Origin of the sequence: Variovorax sp. RA8 (assembly GCF_901827175.1) — a bacterium.
GTDB lineage: Bacteria > Pseudomonadota > Gammaproteobacteria > Burkholderiales > Burkholderiaceae_C > Variovorax.
The window spans coordinates 4,190,421-4,205,183 of the sequence record NZ_LR594662.1; the positions used below are offsets into that span (position 1 = coordinate 4,190,421).

A 14,763-nucleotide genomic window follows, 5' to 3' on the forward strand; every position below is an offset into this window, starting at 1 on the left:
CCTGCTGTCTAGGCAATCACTATAAATGATGCCGTACATCAATTCATATTAATTGACCTGATGACGCTGGATTTCTAGACTTTCCCCAGACCCGGACATCCACGCGCCGGGCATCGGAGACAAGTCGAATGCCCTTCCTGCCCACGTCAGCTTGGCTGGCCATCACATCAGTTCACCGTCCGGGCCGCCGGGTCGCCTTTGCGATCGGCATGACAGCCGCCCTCTGCATCGTTGGCACGGGCAGTGCGCAAGCAGGACCGGACACCTACCCTTCCAAGCCGGTGCGCATCGTGGTGCCGTACCCGACTGGCGGCTTCAACGACACGCTGGCCCGGCTCGCGGCGGCCAAGCTGTCGGTCGCGTGGAAGCAGCCCGTCATCGTCGACAACAAGCCCGGGGCCGGCACCGCGATCGGCACGCAGGCTGCGGCAACGTCGCCGGCCGATGGCTACACGTTGCTGGTGGTGCAGTTTCCGTTTGCCGCGAACCCGTGGCTCTACAAGTCCTTGCCCTACGACTCCGAAAAGGCGTTTGCGCCGGTGGTGCTGGCCGGGCTGTCGCCGATGCTGCTGGTGGCCCACGCCGGCGGTCCGTTGCACTCGCTCAAGGATGTGCTCGCGGCTGCCAAGGCCAAGCCCGGCGGCCTCAACTACGGCTCCTCGGGCGCGGGTTCGTCCAACCACCTCGCGATGGCGTTGTTCGAAAGCCTGTCGGGCACACGCATGACCCAGGTGCCGTACAAGGGCAGCACGCCGCTGCTCACCGACCTGGCCGGCGGCCAGGTCGACCTGGCGGTGGACCTGGTGCCCCATGCCCTGCCCTTCATCCAGACCGGCAAGGTTCGACCACTGGCGATCGCTGCCGCCAAGCGCTCGCCGCTCATGCCCGACGTTCCGACAGCCGCCGAAGCCGGCCTGCCCGGCTACGAGGCGAGTTCGTGGCACGGCTTCGTGACGCCCGCCGGCACGCCGCAGCCCGTGATCGACAAGCTCAACCGCGACCTCAACACCGTGTTCGCGATGGACGACGTCAAGAAGGTGTTTGCGCAGCAGGGCGTGGCGCCCGCAGGCGGCACGCCGGCCCAGTTCCGCACCTTCATCGACGGTCAGATGAAGCTGTGGAAGAAGGTGGTGCAGGACGCGCGCATCACCGCCGAATGACCGAACGCCACTTGAATGACATGAACCAGCTTCAAGCGCTGAACCTCGTCGGCGGCGAATGGCTGCCCGCACATTCCGGCAGCGTGGGCACGCGTCACAACCCGGCCGACGGCACTGCACTCGGGCAATTCGCGGCGTCCAGCCGCACCGATGCTGATGCGGCCATCGCAGCCGCGCGCCGCGCTTTCGACCAGCCCTCTTGGACACAGAACCCGCGCCTGCGGCAGATGGTCATGTTGCGTTGGGCCGATCGGCTTGAGGTACGCGCCGAGGAACTCGCACGCCTTCTGACGCTGGAGAACGGCAAGGTGATCGGCCAATCGCGCGGCGAGATCGCAGCTGCGGTATCGGAGATCCGCTACTACGCCGGCCTGACCCGCTACATGCCCGGCCACGTGTTCGAAGTCGAATCCGGCGCCTTCTCCACGCTGCTGAAAGAGCCGGCCGGCGTGGCCGGCATCATCGTGCCGTGGAATGCACCCGCAGTGCTGCTGATCCGCTCGCTCACCCCCGCGCTCGCGGCCGGTTGCACCGTCGTCGTCAAGCCGGCGCCGCAGACGGCGCTGATCACCGCTGCGCTGATCGCGGAACTGCACGCTGCGGGTGGCCTGCCCGCCGGGGTGGTAAACCTGCTGAGCGAAGAAGGCCACGAGGTTGCATCACGTCTGGTCGAATCGCCCGACGTCGACGTCATCAGCTTCACCGGTTCCAACGCGACCGGCCAACGCATCATGACCGCGGCCGCGCCGACGATGAAGAAGCTCTCGCTCGAGCTCGGCGGCAAGTCGGCCTGCCTCGTCTTCGAAGATGCCGACGTGGTCGCCGTGGCGCCCGCGCTGGCAGCGGCCGCCACCATCATCAGCGGTCAGCAGTGCACCGCTGCACGAAGGGTGCTGGTGCACGCGAAGCACTACGACGCCATGAAGCGCGCGCTCACCGCCGCGCTGCAGGGGCTGCGCGTCGGGCCCGGCCTTTCGGACGGCGCGCAGATCGGGCCGATGATCGACAACGCCACGGCCGACAGCGTCGGCACGCGCATCGACGAAGCGATGGAAGCCGCCGACGAGGTGCTGGTGCGTGGCGGCCGCGCCAAGGGCGCGCTGGCCGCTGGCGCCTTCCTCACGCCCACGCTGGTCGCGCACCGCGACACCAGCGCCTTCTTCGTCCAGGAGGAGATCTTCGGCCCGCTGCTGGTGATCGAGCGCTTCGAAGACGAGGCCGAGGCCGTGGCTCGCGCCAACCATTCGGAGTTCGGCCTTTCTGCCAGCGTCTGGACGCGTGACGGCGCGAGGGCGATGCGCGTCGCTCGCGCGCTGCGCAACGGCACGGTCTGGATCAACGATCACAACAAGCTCTTCGCCGAAGCGGAAACCGGCGGCTACCGGCGCAGCGGCCTGGGCCGGCTGCACGGCTACGACGCGCTGATCGACTTCCAGGAAATCAAGCACATCTACCAACAGGTCGGAACGGTCTGAACGACCTTCCTGCCGGAAGGAAATCCCAATGCTCATGAGCGTGTCCCCCGCCACCGACGCCACCGTGCGTCCCCATCTCGGCCGACCGGCCCAGCGCGTGGAAGACCGCGCGCTGTTGACCGGCCGCGGACGCTATGGCGACGATGCGCCCGTGCGCGCCGACACGCTGCACGCGGCCGTGCTGCGTTCCCCGCATGCGCACGCCAGGCTGCTCGCGGTGCGCACGGCCCGCGCCGAAGCCCTGCCCGGCGTCCGCGCGGTGCTCACGGGGGCCGACGTGCAGCGTTGGTCGAAACCCTTCATCGTCGGCGTCAAGGCGCCGATGGATTTGTGGGCGCTGGCGGTCGACAAGGTGCGCTATGTCGGCGAGCCGCTCGCCGTCGTAGTGGCCGAGAGCCGCTACCTGGCGGAGGACGCGCTGGAACTGATCGAGGCCGAGTACGAGACATTGCCCGTCGTGGTCGACATCGAATCGGCCGCGGCGGACGGCGCGCCCGTGTTGCACGAGCGCGTGGGCAGCAACGTGGTGAGCGACCGAAGCTTCTGCTATGGCGACCCCGACGCCGCCTTTGCAGCCGCGCCGCACCGCGTCGCGCTCACGGTGAATTTCCCGCGCAATTCCTGCACGCCGATCGAGACGGCCGTGGTCATCGCCGAGTTCGTTTCGGAGCAGGACGGCTACGACATCCAGTCCAACTTCATGGGCCCGTTCTCGCTGCACACCGTGATGGCGATGGCGCTCAAGGTGCCGGGCAACCGGCTGCGGCACCGCACCTTCGCCGACTCGGGCGGCAGCTTCGGCGTCAAGCAGGCAGTGATGGCGCCGGCAGTGCTGATGTGCCTGGCCGCGCGCAAGGCCGGCGCACCGGTGAAATGGGTCGAAGACCGGCTCGAACACCTCACCGCCGCGACATCCGCCACTGGCCGGCTGTGCCACGCCGAAGCGGCAGTCGAGGCCGATGGCCGCATCGTCGCGCTGTCGCTCGACCAGTTCGACGACTGCGGCGGCTACCTGCGCGCGCCGGAACCGGCCACCTTCTACCGCATGCACGGCTGCCTGACGGGCGCCTATGCCATCGAGCACCTGCGCGTGCGCAACCGCGTGGTGCTAACCAACAAGACGCCGACCGGCCTGGTGCGCGGCTTCGGCGGGCCGCAGGTGTACTACGCACTCGAACGGCTGGTGCAGCGCGTCTCGGTCGAACTAGGGCTCGACCCGCTCGACGTGTACCGACGCAACTTCATTGCTGCCGATGCATTCCCCTATCGCGCAGCGGCCGGCGCGTTGCTCGATTCCGGCGACTACCAGGCCGCACTCGCCCTGGCGGTGCGCGACGGCGGCATCGCCGAGCTGCGGCAGCGGCAAGACGCGGCGCGGGCCGAAGGCCGGCTCTATGGCATCGGCTTCGCGGCGATCGTCGAGCCCTCCATCTCCAACATGGGCTACATCACGACCGCCCTGCCGCGCGAGCAACGCGCCAAGGCAGGCCCGAAGAACGGCGGCATCGCCACGGCCACGGTCGGTATCGATCCGCTCGGCGGGCTCAACGTCGTGGTGGCGTCGTCGCCCGCGGGCCAGGGCCATCGCACGGTGTGCGCGCAGGTCGCGGCCGATGTGTTCGGCGTCGATCCGTCGGACGTTTCGGTCAACGTCGAATTCGACACGCAGAAAGACGCGTGGTCGGTGGCCGCCGGCAACTATTCGAGCCGCTTCGCCGGCGCGGTGGCAGGCGCGCTGCACCTGGCCTGCACGCGGCTGCGCGACAAGCTCGCGGGCATCGCCGCGGCATCGCTGGGCTGCGCTGCATCGGACGTGGTCTTCGCTGGCGGCAAGGTGTACGCCGGCGCAGCGCCCGAGCGCAGCCTGCCCTTCACCCGCTTCGCTGCCAGCCCGCACTGGGCGCCCGGCTTGCTGCCGGCGGGCACCGATCCCGGCCTGCGTGAAACCGCCTTCTGGACCCCGCCGCAACTCACCGCACCCGACGACGACGACCGCGTCAACACCTCGGCCGCATACGGATTCGCGTTCGACGTGTGCGCGGTGGAAGTCGACCACAACACCGGCCGCGTGCGCATCGACCGCTACGTCACCACGCACGACGCCGGCACACTGCTCAACCCGGCCTTGGCCGACGGGCAGATCCGCGGCGCATTCGCCCAAGGCCTGGGCGCGGCGCTGATGGAAGAGTTTCGCTACGGCGCCGACGGCAGTTTCCAGTCCGGCACCTTCGCAGACTACCTGGTGCCCACCACCTGCGAGGTGCCCGACCCGGTGATCCTGCACATGGAAACACCGAGCCCCTTCACGCCGTTGGGCGCGAAGGGACTGGGCGAAGGCAACAACATGAGCACGCCGGTGTGCATCGCCAATGCCGTGGCCGACGCGCTAGGCCGCGCCGACATCGTGCTACCGCTGACACCGTCACGCGTGATGGACCTGATCGGTATCGACGACCCCGCGCCGTCGCGCGGCAGTGCGGCTGCGGCAATGCCATCGACCGGCAAGGCCGTGGCTGCCGGCCAATCCGCTCCCGGCGGCAAGGGCGCCAAGGGGGGCAAGGCACTCTCGGCGCAGGGCGAGATCCTGCTGCCCGCCACGCCGGAGGCGGTGTTCGCCGTGCTGCTCGATCCGGTTGCGCTGGCGCGTGTGATTCCCGGCTGCAATGCGCTGGATTCGATCGGCCCCAACCGCTACCGCGCCGACGTGACGGTGGGCATCGGCATGATCAAGGCACGCTACGCGGCCGAGGTGGCGCTCAGCGAGATCGAGCCGCCGCGCCGGCTTCGCCTCGCGGGCTCGGGCCTGTCGAGCGTGGGCGCGGCCAAGGGCAGCGGCCTGGTGTCGCTGGAGCCCAGCAACGGCGGCACGCTGCTGCGCTATGACTACGAGGCCGAGGTCTCGGGCAAGGTCGCGGCAGTCGGCGGGCGCATGCTGGAAGGCGCGGCCAAGATCGTGCTCAAGCAGCTCTTCGAACAGCTCGGCCGGCAGGCCGGGGGCCAAGCCGCCGCGACGACACCGCCCTCCTGGTGGCGGCGCCTTTTGCAACTTTTCGGAGGCGCGCAATGAAGCCCGCGGCCTTCGACTACGTGCGCGCCGAAACGGCCGACGAGGCCGTGCAGCAATTGCGCTCGCTGGGCACCGATGCGCGCATCCTGGCCGGCGGCCAGTCGCTGATGGCGGTGCTCAACATGCGCCTCGCGCAACCGAGCGCGCTGATCGACATCTCGCGCACCGCCGACCTGACCTACGTGCGCGCCGAGCGCGGCATGCTCGCTGTGGGCGCGGCCGCGACGCAAGGCAGCGTCGAGTGGCGCAAGACACTCGCGCAGGAAGTGCCGCTGCTGGCGCAGGCCTTCCCGCTGATCTCGCATTTCCAGATCCGCAACCGCGGCACGGTCTGCGGGTCGGTCGCGCATGCCGACCCCAGCGCCGAGATTCCGCTGGTGCTGCTGGCGCTCGGCGGCGAGGTGGTGCTGCGCAACGCGTCGAAGCGCCGCACGCTGCCCGCGCCCGATTTCTTCCAGGGCATGTTGATGACGGCGCGCGCGCCCGACGAGCTGCTCGAAGAGGTGCGCTTTCCGCTCGCGGCCGCCGGCCAGCGCAGCGCATTCACGGAGTTCTCGGCCCGGCACGGCGACTTCGCCATCGTGTCGGTGGCTGCGGTGGCCGACGCAAGCGGCGTGCGCCTCGCGGTGGGCGGCGTGGCCGACCGGCCGCGCCTCGCGCAGTGGCCAGCCGCCCTGCGCGGCGCCGAGCTCGAAGGTGTCCTGAACGACTTCGCCTGGGAACTGGAAGCGCAGGAAGACGCGCACGCCAGCGCCACCTTCCGCCGTCACCTGGTTCGCCGCCTCGGCGCACAGGTGCTTCGCCAAGTCATGGAGAACCCGGCATGAAAACGATCGACCGCGACACCCTGCACACGGTGCGCCTGCACCTCAACGGCACCGCACGCAGTGCGCCCTGCACGCCGCGCATGCTGCTGTCGGACTTCCTGCGCGACGGCCTCGGCGCCACCGGCACGCACGTCGGCTGCGAGCACGGCGTGTGCGGCGCATGCACGGTGCAAATCGACGGCGTGGCGAGCCGTTCGTGCATGACCCTGGCGGTGCAGGCCGAAGGCCGTGACATCGCCACCGTCGAAGGCCTGTGCGACCCCGACGGCCCGATGTCGGACCTGCAGGAAGCCTTCAAGCGCCACCACGCGTTGCAGTGCGGCTTCTGCACCGCCGGCATCCTGATGTCCTGCGACGACTACCTGCGGCGCCGCCCCGACCCCAACGAGGCCGACGTGCGCGACATGCTCTCCGGCCACCTCTGTCGCTGCACCGGCTACACGCCCATCGTCCAGGCGGTGCTGGAAACAGCGGCGCTGCGCCGGGCGCATCCCCCGGCCGACGCCCTCACGGAAGACTGACATGCTCGACCTCGGAACAACTTTTCTTCAAAGCGTGGAGCGCAGCCCGCACGCGCTCGCCCTGGTGGACGACGGCGTGCGGCTGACCTACGTGCAGTGGCACGACCAGGTCGCGCGTGTCGCGGCCGGCCTTTCAGCGCTCGGCCTCGGCCGCGGCGACCGCCTGCTGTCCGTGCTGCAGAACCGCCACGAAGCGGCCACCCTGCACTGGGCCTGCCAGTTCCTTGGCGTGGTTGTGGTGCCGCTCAACTGGCGCGCCAAGCCTGAAGAGGTGGACTACTGCATCGCCGATGCGGACGTGAAGGCGGTGTTCTTCGAAGGCGCCAGCGCGGACGCCGTGCTGTACAGCAGCGGCGCGCGCACCCTGCTGCGCATTGCGGTGGGCCTGCCCGACAACGACGACGCAACCTCGACCTGGGCCGAACTGCTGAGCGCCGAGCCCACCGCACTCGAGTCCGCCGCCGACGCCGACGACGTGTCGCTGATGCTCTACACCTCCGGCACCACCGGCAAGCCCAAGGGCGTGCCGCGCCGGCACCGGCAAGAGCGCGCCGCCGCGCTGGCACACGTCGCACAAAACCTCTACCGCCGCGGCGAACGCACGCTCGGTGTGATGCCGCTCTATCACACGATGGGCGTGCGCTCGCTGCTGGCGATGGCGCTGGTCGACGGCACCTTCGTGTGCATGCCGCGCTTCGACACGCAGGGCGCGCTGGCGCTGATCGAACGCGAGCGCGTCACCTGCCTCTACCTGGTGCCGACGCTCTATCACGACCTGCTCACGCAGCGCCAGCGTAGCACCGGCGTCGAAGGGCCCGGCGCCGACATCGCATCGGTCACCAAGCTCGGCTTTGCCGGCGCGCCCATGCACGACGCGTTGCTGCAGCGCCTGTCGCGCGCCTTCGAGCCCGAGCTCTTCGTCAACCACTACGGCTCGTCGGAGGTCTACACCGTCTCGGTCGACCAGGACGCGATGAAGAAACCCGGCAGCGCCGGCCGCGCGGGACTCAACACGCGACTGCGCATCGTGCGGCTCGATGCGAGAAGCGCCGAAGAGCGCGTGGCACCGAACGAGGAAGGCCAGATCATCGCGGACCTGCGCGGCGACGAAGCCTTCGAGGGCTACTGGAAGCGCCCCGACGCCAATGCCAAGTCGCTGCGCAACGGCTGGTATTACACGGGCGACATCGGCTACTTCGACGACGACGGCGACCTCTACGTCACCGGCCGCGTCGACGACATGATCATCAGCGGCGGCGAGAACATCTCGCCGGTTGACATCGAGTCCGTGATCTCGCTGTGCCCCGGCGTCGGCGAGGTGGCGGTGGCCGGCCTGACCGACGAGCGTTGGGGCCAGCGCGTGGTGGCCTTTGTCACGCGCAGCAGCGGGCAGGACGCGCTCGACGCGCAGACGCTCGATGCCCACTGCCGCAGCTCGGACCTCCCCAACTTCAAGCGGCCGCGCGAGTACGTCTTCGTGGCCGAGATCCCAAAGTCGCCGGTCGGAAAGATCCTGCGCCGCAAGCTGGTGGCAGGGGAATACGACGCCCCAGGCACCCCCGACACCCCGACGAACTGAAGCATCGCCATAGCCTCACGGCAAGAACCGTCATGAACTCTCGCATCCCCTCTCCCGTCAACACCGGGCCCTTCACCGACTTGCGCCGCTGGCTCGCGCACCTGAGCGAGACCGGCCGTATGGCCGTGATCCGCGAAGGCGTGCCGCTCGAGCACACGCTGGCCGCCATCGCCAAGCGACTCGACGGCCAGCGGGCCGCGTACTTCCCGAAGCCCGGGGGCCACGAGGTGCCGGTGGTGTCAGGGTTCATGTCGCGCCGTGCCTGGATCGCCGAAGCCATGGGCGTGCCCGAGGCCGAACTGCTGCAGCGCTTTCGTGATGCGGCTGACCAGCCGCTGCCCTGGCGCGAAGTGCCGACGGACGAAGCACCGTGCCAGCAGGTAGTACACCGCGACCGCGACGTGCGCGATGTGCTGCCGGTGCCGACGCACAGCGAGCACGACAACGGCCCGTATATCACGGCCGGACTGGTCATCGCGCGCAACCCCTCGACCGGCATACAGAACGTGTCGATCAACCGCATCCAGGTGCATTCGAAGGAGCGCATGGCGATCCTCATGCTGCCGCGGCACCTTTGGGCTTTCTACAACGAGGCCGAAGCGCGCAACGAGGCGCTCGACGTGGCGGTGGTGATCGGCATCGACCCGCTCACGCTGCTGGCCTCCCAGGCCATCGCGCCGATCGATTCCGACGAACTTGAAATTGCCGGCGCGCTGCACGGCGCACCCCTGAAGGTGGTCAAGTGCCTGACGAGCGAAGTGCGGGTGCCGGCCGACAGCGAGATCGTGATCGAGGGCCGCATCCTGCCCGGCGTTCGCGAGGCCGAGGGCCCCTTCGGCGAGTTCCCGCGGTACTACAGCGCGCGTGAGCACCGCGAGGTGATCCAGGTCGAGGCCGTCACGCACCGGCGCAACCCGATCTACCACACCATCGTGCCGGCCGAGATGGAGCACCTGCTGCTGGGCTCGATCCCGCGCGAGGCCACGCTGCTCGCGCATCTGCAGCGCAGCTTTCCCAACGTGCTGGACGTGCACCTCGCCGTCGGCGGCGTCGGCCGCTACCACCTCTACATCAAGATCCGCAAGACGCACGAGGGCCAGCCCAAAAACGTGATCTGCGCGGCGTTCGGCGCGCACTACGACCTCAAGCAGGTGATCGTGGTCGACGACGACGTGCAGGTGCATGACCCGCTGCAGGTCGAATGGGCCGTCGCGACGCGCTTCCAGGCCGACCGCGACCTCGTCGTCATCGCCGGTGCGCAGGGTTCGGTGCTCGACCCGTCGACGACCGTGGGCCAGGACTTCACCGACGGCGCGCCGCCAGCGCATCTGCAGGGCCTGAGCGCCAAGATGGGACTGGACGCGACGCGGCCCGTGGTCTACCACGAGCACGTCTTCACCAAGGTGCGCGTGCCGGGGGAAGAGGACATCGACCTCCATGCGGCCATCGACAGCACCCGGCGCATCGACTTCCTCGCCGCTGCGACGCCCGGTGCAGCGCCATGACGAAGCGCCTCATCATCGCGATCACCGGCGCGAGCGGCACCGTCTACGGCGTGCGCCTGCTGCAGTTGCTGCGCGCCATGCCCGATTGGGAGACGCACCTGATGATGTCCGCCTCCGGCGCGCTCACCGCATCGCAGGAGTTCGACATGAAGCGCGCCGACATCGAGGCGCTCGCCGACGTCGTGCACAACGTCAAGGACATCGGCGCGGCCGTCTCCAGCGGGTCTTTTCGCACGGCCGGCATGGTGATCGCGCCCTGCTCGATGAAGACACTGGCCGGCGTGGCGCATGGAATCGCAGACAACCTCATCACCCGCGCCGCCGACGTGGTGTTGAAGGAGCGCCGACGGCTGGTGGTGATGGCGCGCGAGACGCCCCTGAACCTTTCGCACCTGCGCAACATGACGGCCGTCACCGAGATGGGCGGCATCGTCTTTCCGCCAGTGCCGGCCTTCTATGCAAGGCCGAACTCCATCGACGACCTCGTCGACCACACCGTGGGCCGCGTACTCGACCTGTTCGACATCGATCACAACGATCTCGTCAAGCGATGGGAAGGCCTGCAGCGGCCTGCCTACGCCGCCTGACCCAGCCATCCATTTCGTCACCGAGGAAAAATCATGACTTCGCTCACCCACCCCGCCCAGACCCTGCTCGACAAGCTCGACGGTTTTCGCGTCGAGATCGACCCGGCCCGCGAACGCGCCGACGTCGTGCTGCAGCGACCGCCCTACAACATCATCTCGATGCCGCAGCGCGACCAGCTGCGCCTGGTGTTCGAGTCACTTGACGAGAACCCCGCGGTGCGAGTGATCGTGCTGCGCGCCGAGGGCGAGCACTTCTCCAGCGGCGGCGACATCAAGGGCTTCCTCGAGGCCTCGCCCGAGCATGTGTCGAAGCTGGCCTGGAACATCGCCGCGGCCGCACGCTGCAGCAAGCCGGTGATCGCGGCCAACCGCGGCTACTGCTTCGGCGTCGGCTTCGAGATTTCGCTGGCCTGCGACTTCCGCATCGTCTCAGAGACTACGCGCTATGCGCTGCCCGAGCAGAAGCTGGGCCAGATCCCCGGCTCCGGCGGATCGGCGCGGCTGCAGAAGATGGTCGGCATCACGCGCACCAAGGACATCGTGATGCGCTCGCGCCGCATCACGGGCAAGCAGGCCTACGAATGGGGCGTGGCCACCGAGTGCGTGCCCGACGCCGAGCTGGAAGCCGCCACCGACCGCCTGGTGGACGAACTGCGCGGCTTCTCGCCGCTCGCGCAGCGCACCGCCAAGAAGCTGTTGAACGACACCGACGACGCGACCCTGACAGTGGCGATCGAACTGGAGGGCCACAGCTACAGCCGCCTGCGCAGTTCGGACGATTTCCGCGAAGGCGTCGAAGCTTTCCATGGCAAACGCGATCCGAAGTTCCGCGGCAGCTGAGCCTGTGGCGCACAGCATCTCGGCGGCCGCGGTCGCCTCGGACGCGGCTTCGTCGGCGGGGCGGTTCGACTACGTGATCGTCGGCGGCGGATCGGCGGGCTGCGTGCTCGCGAATCGGCTTTCGGCCGATCCCGCGGTGCGCGTCGCCCTCATCGAAGCCGGGCCGGATACGCCGCCCGGCGCCGTGCCCGAGGCGATCCTCGACAGCTATCCAATGCCGGTGTTCCACGGCGACAAATGGATCTGGCCGGCGCTGCGCGCGCGTGCGACCGCCGACGCCGCACCGCGCGTCTACGAGCAGGGCCGCGTGATGGGCGGCAGCTCCAGCATCAACGTGCAGTCGGCCAATCGCGGCCTGCCGCGCGACTACGACGACTGGGCCGCGTCCGGCGCGCATGGCTGGGCATGGGACGACGTGCTGCCGTACTTCCGCAAGCTTGAGCGTGACCTGAACTTTCCGGGCGGTGTGTTGCATGGTGCCGACGGCCCGATCCCGATCCGGCGCATCTTGCCGCAGGACTGGCCAGCATTCGGCCGCGCGTTTGCAAAAGGCATGAGCGCCACCGGCCTGCCTGTGCTGCAAGACCAGAACGCGGAATTCGGTGACGGTTACTTCGCCAGTGCGTTTTCCAACGAGGACGACCGCCGCGCCACCACCGCCACCGCCTACCTCGACACGGCCACGCGCCGGCGCCCCAACCTGTCCATCCATGCGGGCCTGCAGGTGGAGCGGCTGGCGTTCGAAGGCGTGCGCGCGTGCGGCGTCGTCGCGATGGACCGCACGAACGGCGCACGCCTGAAGTTCGACGCGGGAGAAGTGGTGCTGAGCGCCGGGGCCCTGCAGTCGCCGGCGCTGCTGCTGCGCGCCGGCATCGGCGATGCGGAGTCGCTGGCCTGGCTCGGCATCGGCTGCATTCGCCATCTGCGCGGGGTCGGCCGCAACCTGCAGGACCACCCTGCGCTGACCTTCTGCCATTTCCTGGAAGCGCCCATGCGCATGCCGCTCGCGCGGCGCAGGGCCAGCATGGTGGCAGCGCGGCTTTCGTCCGGGGTCGATCCAGCCGAACCGTCGGACCTTTACCTGTCGAGCGCAACGCGCGCGGCATGGCACGCGCTCGGCAACCGCCTGGGGCTGTTCTTCCTGTGGTGCAACCGGCCGCATTCGCGCGGACGCCTGCAGTTGCAATCGCCGGACCCGTTCGCCGCCCCGCTGGCCGACCTGAACCTGCTGGAAGATCCGCGGGACATGGAGCGCCTGGCCGTTGGCGTGCGGCTGCTGGCGCAAATCGTTGCGGCCTCCGGCCTCGGTGACAGCGCAGATGGTGCGGCGCGCGACTTCTTTCCGGCCGCGTTCTCGGCGCGAGTGAAGGCGCTGAGCCGGGTCGGCCGCGCCAACGCGTGGGCCACGTCTCTGCTCGGCATGTTCCTCGACATTCCCGCGCCGCTGCGTCGTGCATTGGTCGAGCGCTTCTTCACCAAGGGCCTGAGCGTGCAGGCATTGCTGGCCGATGAAGCCGCCCTGCACGGCTTCATCCGCGAGAACGTGTTCGGCGTATGGCACGCCAGCGGCACCTGTCGGATGGGACCGGCCGGGGACGCACAGGCCGTGACTGACAACGCCGGCCGCGTCCATGGCACGGCCGGGCTTCGCGTGGTCGATGCATCCCTGATGCCGCGTCTACCGTCGGCCAACACCAACATTCCCACCATCATGCTCGCCGAAAAGATTGCGGACGCGATGACCCACAGGCATTAGACCTATTCAACGCAACTCACGGAGACAAACTATGACCGAAGCCATCCTGACCGCCACCGGTGCGCCGGCGAAACCCAGCAATCGCCAAGTGCTCACCGCCGTCGTCGCATCGTGCCTGGGCTGGGCATTGGATCTGTTCGACCTGTTCATGCTGCTGTACGTTGCCCCTGTGATCGGCAGGCTTTTCTTTCCGTCCGACCACGCCATGCTGTCGCTCGCGGCGGTCTATGCGTCATTTGCCGTCACGCTGTTGATGCGGCCATTGGGCTCGGCGCTGTTCGGTTCCTACGCCGATCGCAAGGGCCGCAAGGGCGCCATGATCATCGCGGTGGTGGGCGTCGGCGTTGCCACGGCCGCCTTCGGCCTGCTGCCCACAGTGGCCCAGGCCGGCGTCCTCGCTCCCATCCTTTTCCTGATCCTTCGATTGGTGCAGGGCGTGTTCGTCGGGGGCGTGGTCGCGTCGACGCACACCATCGGCACCGAGTCGGTGGCGCTCAAGTATCGCGGTGCAGTGTCGGGCCTGATCGGCGGCGGCGGTGCCGGCCTCGGCGCGCTGATGGCGTCGCTGACCTACCTGGCGATGTCCGCGATCTTTCCGGGCGAGAGCTTCGACGTGTGGGGTTGGCGTTGCATGTTCTTCACCGGCATCATCAGCTCGGTGCTCGGCCTGTTCATCTTCAACAGCCTGGAAGAGTCACCGCTGTGGAAGCAACTCGCCGCCGACAAGGCCGCGCGCGCCGCCGAGGCACGCCGCAATGCACCCGTGGAGATCGCGACGTCTCCGCTGCGCACGATCTTCTCGCCCCCCTACCGCAACATCTTGCTGGTGAACTTGCTGATCACGGTCGGCGGCGGCAGCGCCTACTACCTGACCTCGGGGTACCTCCCGACGTTCCTGAAGGTCGTGACCAAGGCGCCGAACAACTCGGCCGCCGCAATCCTCATGCTGGGCAGCCTCGCGGTGGTGATCGTATCCATCGCGGTGGGCCATCTGAGCAGCCTGATCGGCCGCAAACGCACCTTCCTGCTGGTCGGCGTCATCCAGCTGATCGCCATGCCCGCGCTGTACTTGATGCTGCCCCATGCGCCAACCCTCACGATGACCGGCGTCTACGTCGTGCTCCTGAGTGCGCTGGGCTGCATGGGCTTCGCGCCGATCCTGATCTTCCTGAACGAACGCTTTCCGACGTCAGTGCGCGCGACCGGCACCGGCCTGTCCTGGAACATCGGCTTTGCGCTCGGCGGAATGATGCCGACCGCGGTCTCGCTGGTAGCGCAATCACCCGCCGAGCTGCCGGTCACGCTTGCTGCATTCGTGGCCTTCATCTCGGCCGTGTTCCTCATCGGCGCGGCGATCGTGCCGGAAACCACGAGCCGCCTGTCCGAAATCCGCCCGCAGGGCGCAGCCTGACAGCGCCCACCGTCACACATTCCTTAGGAACTCTC

Annotated in this window: 11 protein-coding genes; all 11 read left to right on the forward strand. The window is 68.6% G+C overall.

Translation table 11 applies throughout. From position 1 onward, the window contains the following. Window positions 1-209: 209 nt before the first annotated feature. The 11 genes from E5P3_RS19650 to E5P3_RS19700 are packed head-to-tail and all read left to right on the forward strand — an operon-like array spanning window position 210 to window position 14,728. Window positions 210-1,160: a tripartite tricarboxylate transporter substrate binding protein gene (locus E5P3_RS19650; protein ID WP_162587500.1), complete on the forward strand. Its 951-nt coding sequence runs from the start codon at window positions 210-212 to the stop codon at window positions 1,158-1,160. A 20-nt stretch (window positions 1,161-1,180) separates the two neighbouring features. After that, window positions 1,181-2,635: an aldehyde dehydrogenase family protein gene (locus E5P3_RS19655; protein ID WP_162587501.1), complete on the forward strand. Its 1,455-nt coding sequence runs from the start codon at window positions 1,181-1,183 to the stop codon at window positions 2,633-2,635. 34 nt (window positions 2,636-2,669) lie between these two features. Continuing rightward, complete coding sequence (locus E5P3_RS19660) at window positions 2,670-5,702, forward strand: molybdopterin cofactor-binding domain-containing protein (protein WP_232073211.1); 3,033 nt, start codon at window positions 2,670-2,672, stop codon at window positions 5,700-5,702. After that, window positions 5,699-6,529 carry an FAD binding domain-containing protein gene (locus E5P3_RS19665; protein ID WP_162587503.1) on the forward strand — a complete coding sequence of 277 codons (831 nt, stop codon included), beginning with the start codon at window positions 5,699-5,701 and terminating at the stop codon, window positions 6,527-6,529. Before E5P3_RS19660 ends, E5P3_RS19665 begins: the two co-directional genes overlap by 4 nt. Then, window positions 6,526-7,050 (forward strand): (2Fe-2S)-binding protein, encoded by a 525-nt coding sequence (locus E5P3_RS19670; RefSeq protein ID WP_162587504.1) that lies wholly within the window; start codon window positions 6,526-6,528, stop codon window positions 7,048-7,050. Before E5P3_RS19665 ends, E5P3_RS19670 begins: the two co-directional genes overlap by 4 nt. A 1-nt stretch (window position 7,051) precedes the next feature. After that, on the forward strand, window positions 7,052-8,629 hold the full coding sequence (locus E5P3_RS19675; protein ID WP_162587505.1) for an AMP-binding protein: 1,578 nt from the start codon (window positions 7,052-7,054) through the stop codon (window positions 8,627-8,629). Between the two features lie 32 nt (window positions 8,630-8,661). Further along, window positions 8,662-10,134 (forward strand): UbiD family decarboxylase, encoded by a 1,473-nt coding sequence (locus E5P3_RS19680; protein ID WP_162587506.1) that lies wholly within the window; start codon window positions 8,662-8,664, stop codon window positions 10,132-10,134. After that, window positions 10,131-10,721, forward strand: coding sequence for a UbiX family flavin prenyltransferase (locus E5P3_RS19685; protein WP_162587507.1), 591 nt, complete (start codon window positions 10,131-10,133; stop codon window positions 10,719-10,721). The genes E5P3_RS19680 and E5P3_RS19685 overlap by 4 nt, the downstream gene beginning before the upstream one ends. A gap of 33 nt (window positions 10,722-10,754) precedes the next feature. Further along, a complete protein-coding gene (locus E5P3_RS19690; protein WP_162587508.1) occupies window positions 10,755-11,561 on the forward strand; it encodes an enoyl-CoA hydratase/isomerase family protein in 807 nt (268 codons plus the stop codon). Continuing rightward, the gene (locus E5P3_RS19695) at window positions 11,527-13,317 is read left to right on the forward strand and encodes a GMC family oxidoreductase (RefSeq protein WP_162587509.1); all 1,791 of its coding nucleotides are present in this window, start codon (window positions 11,527-11,529) and stop codon (window positions 13,315-13,317) included. Before E5P3_RS19690 ends, E5P3_RS19695 begins: the two co-directional genes overlap by 35 nt. A gap of 31 nt (window positions 13,318-13,348) precedes the next feature. Then, window positions 13,349-14,728, forward strand: coding sequence for an MFS transporter (locus E5P3_RS19700; RefSeq protein WP_162587510.1), 1,380 nt, complete (start codon window positions 13,349-13,351; stop codon window positions 14,726-14,728). Window positions 14,729-14,763 lie beyond the last annotated feature (35 nt).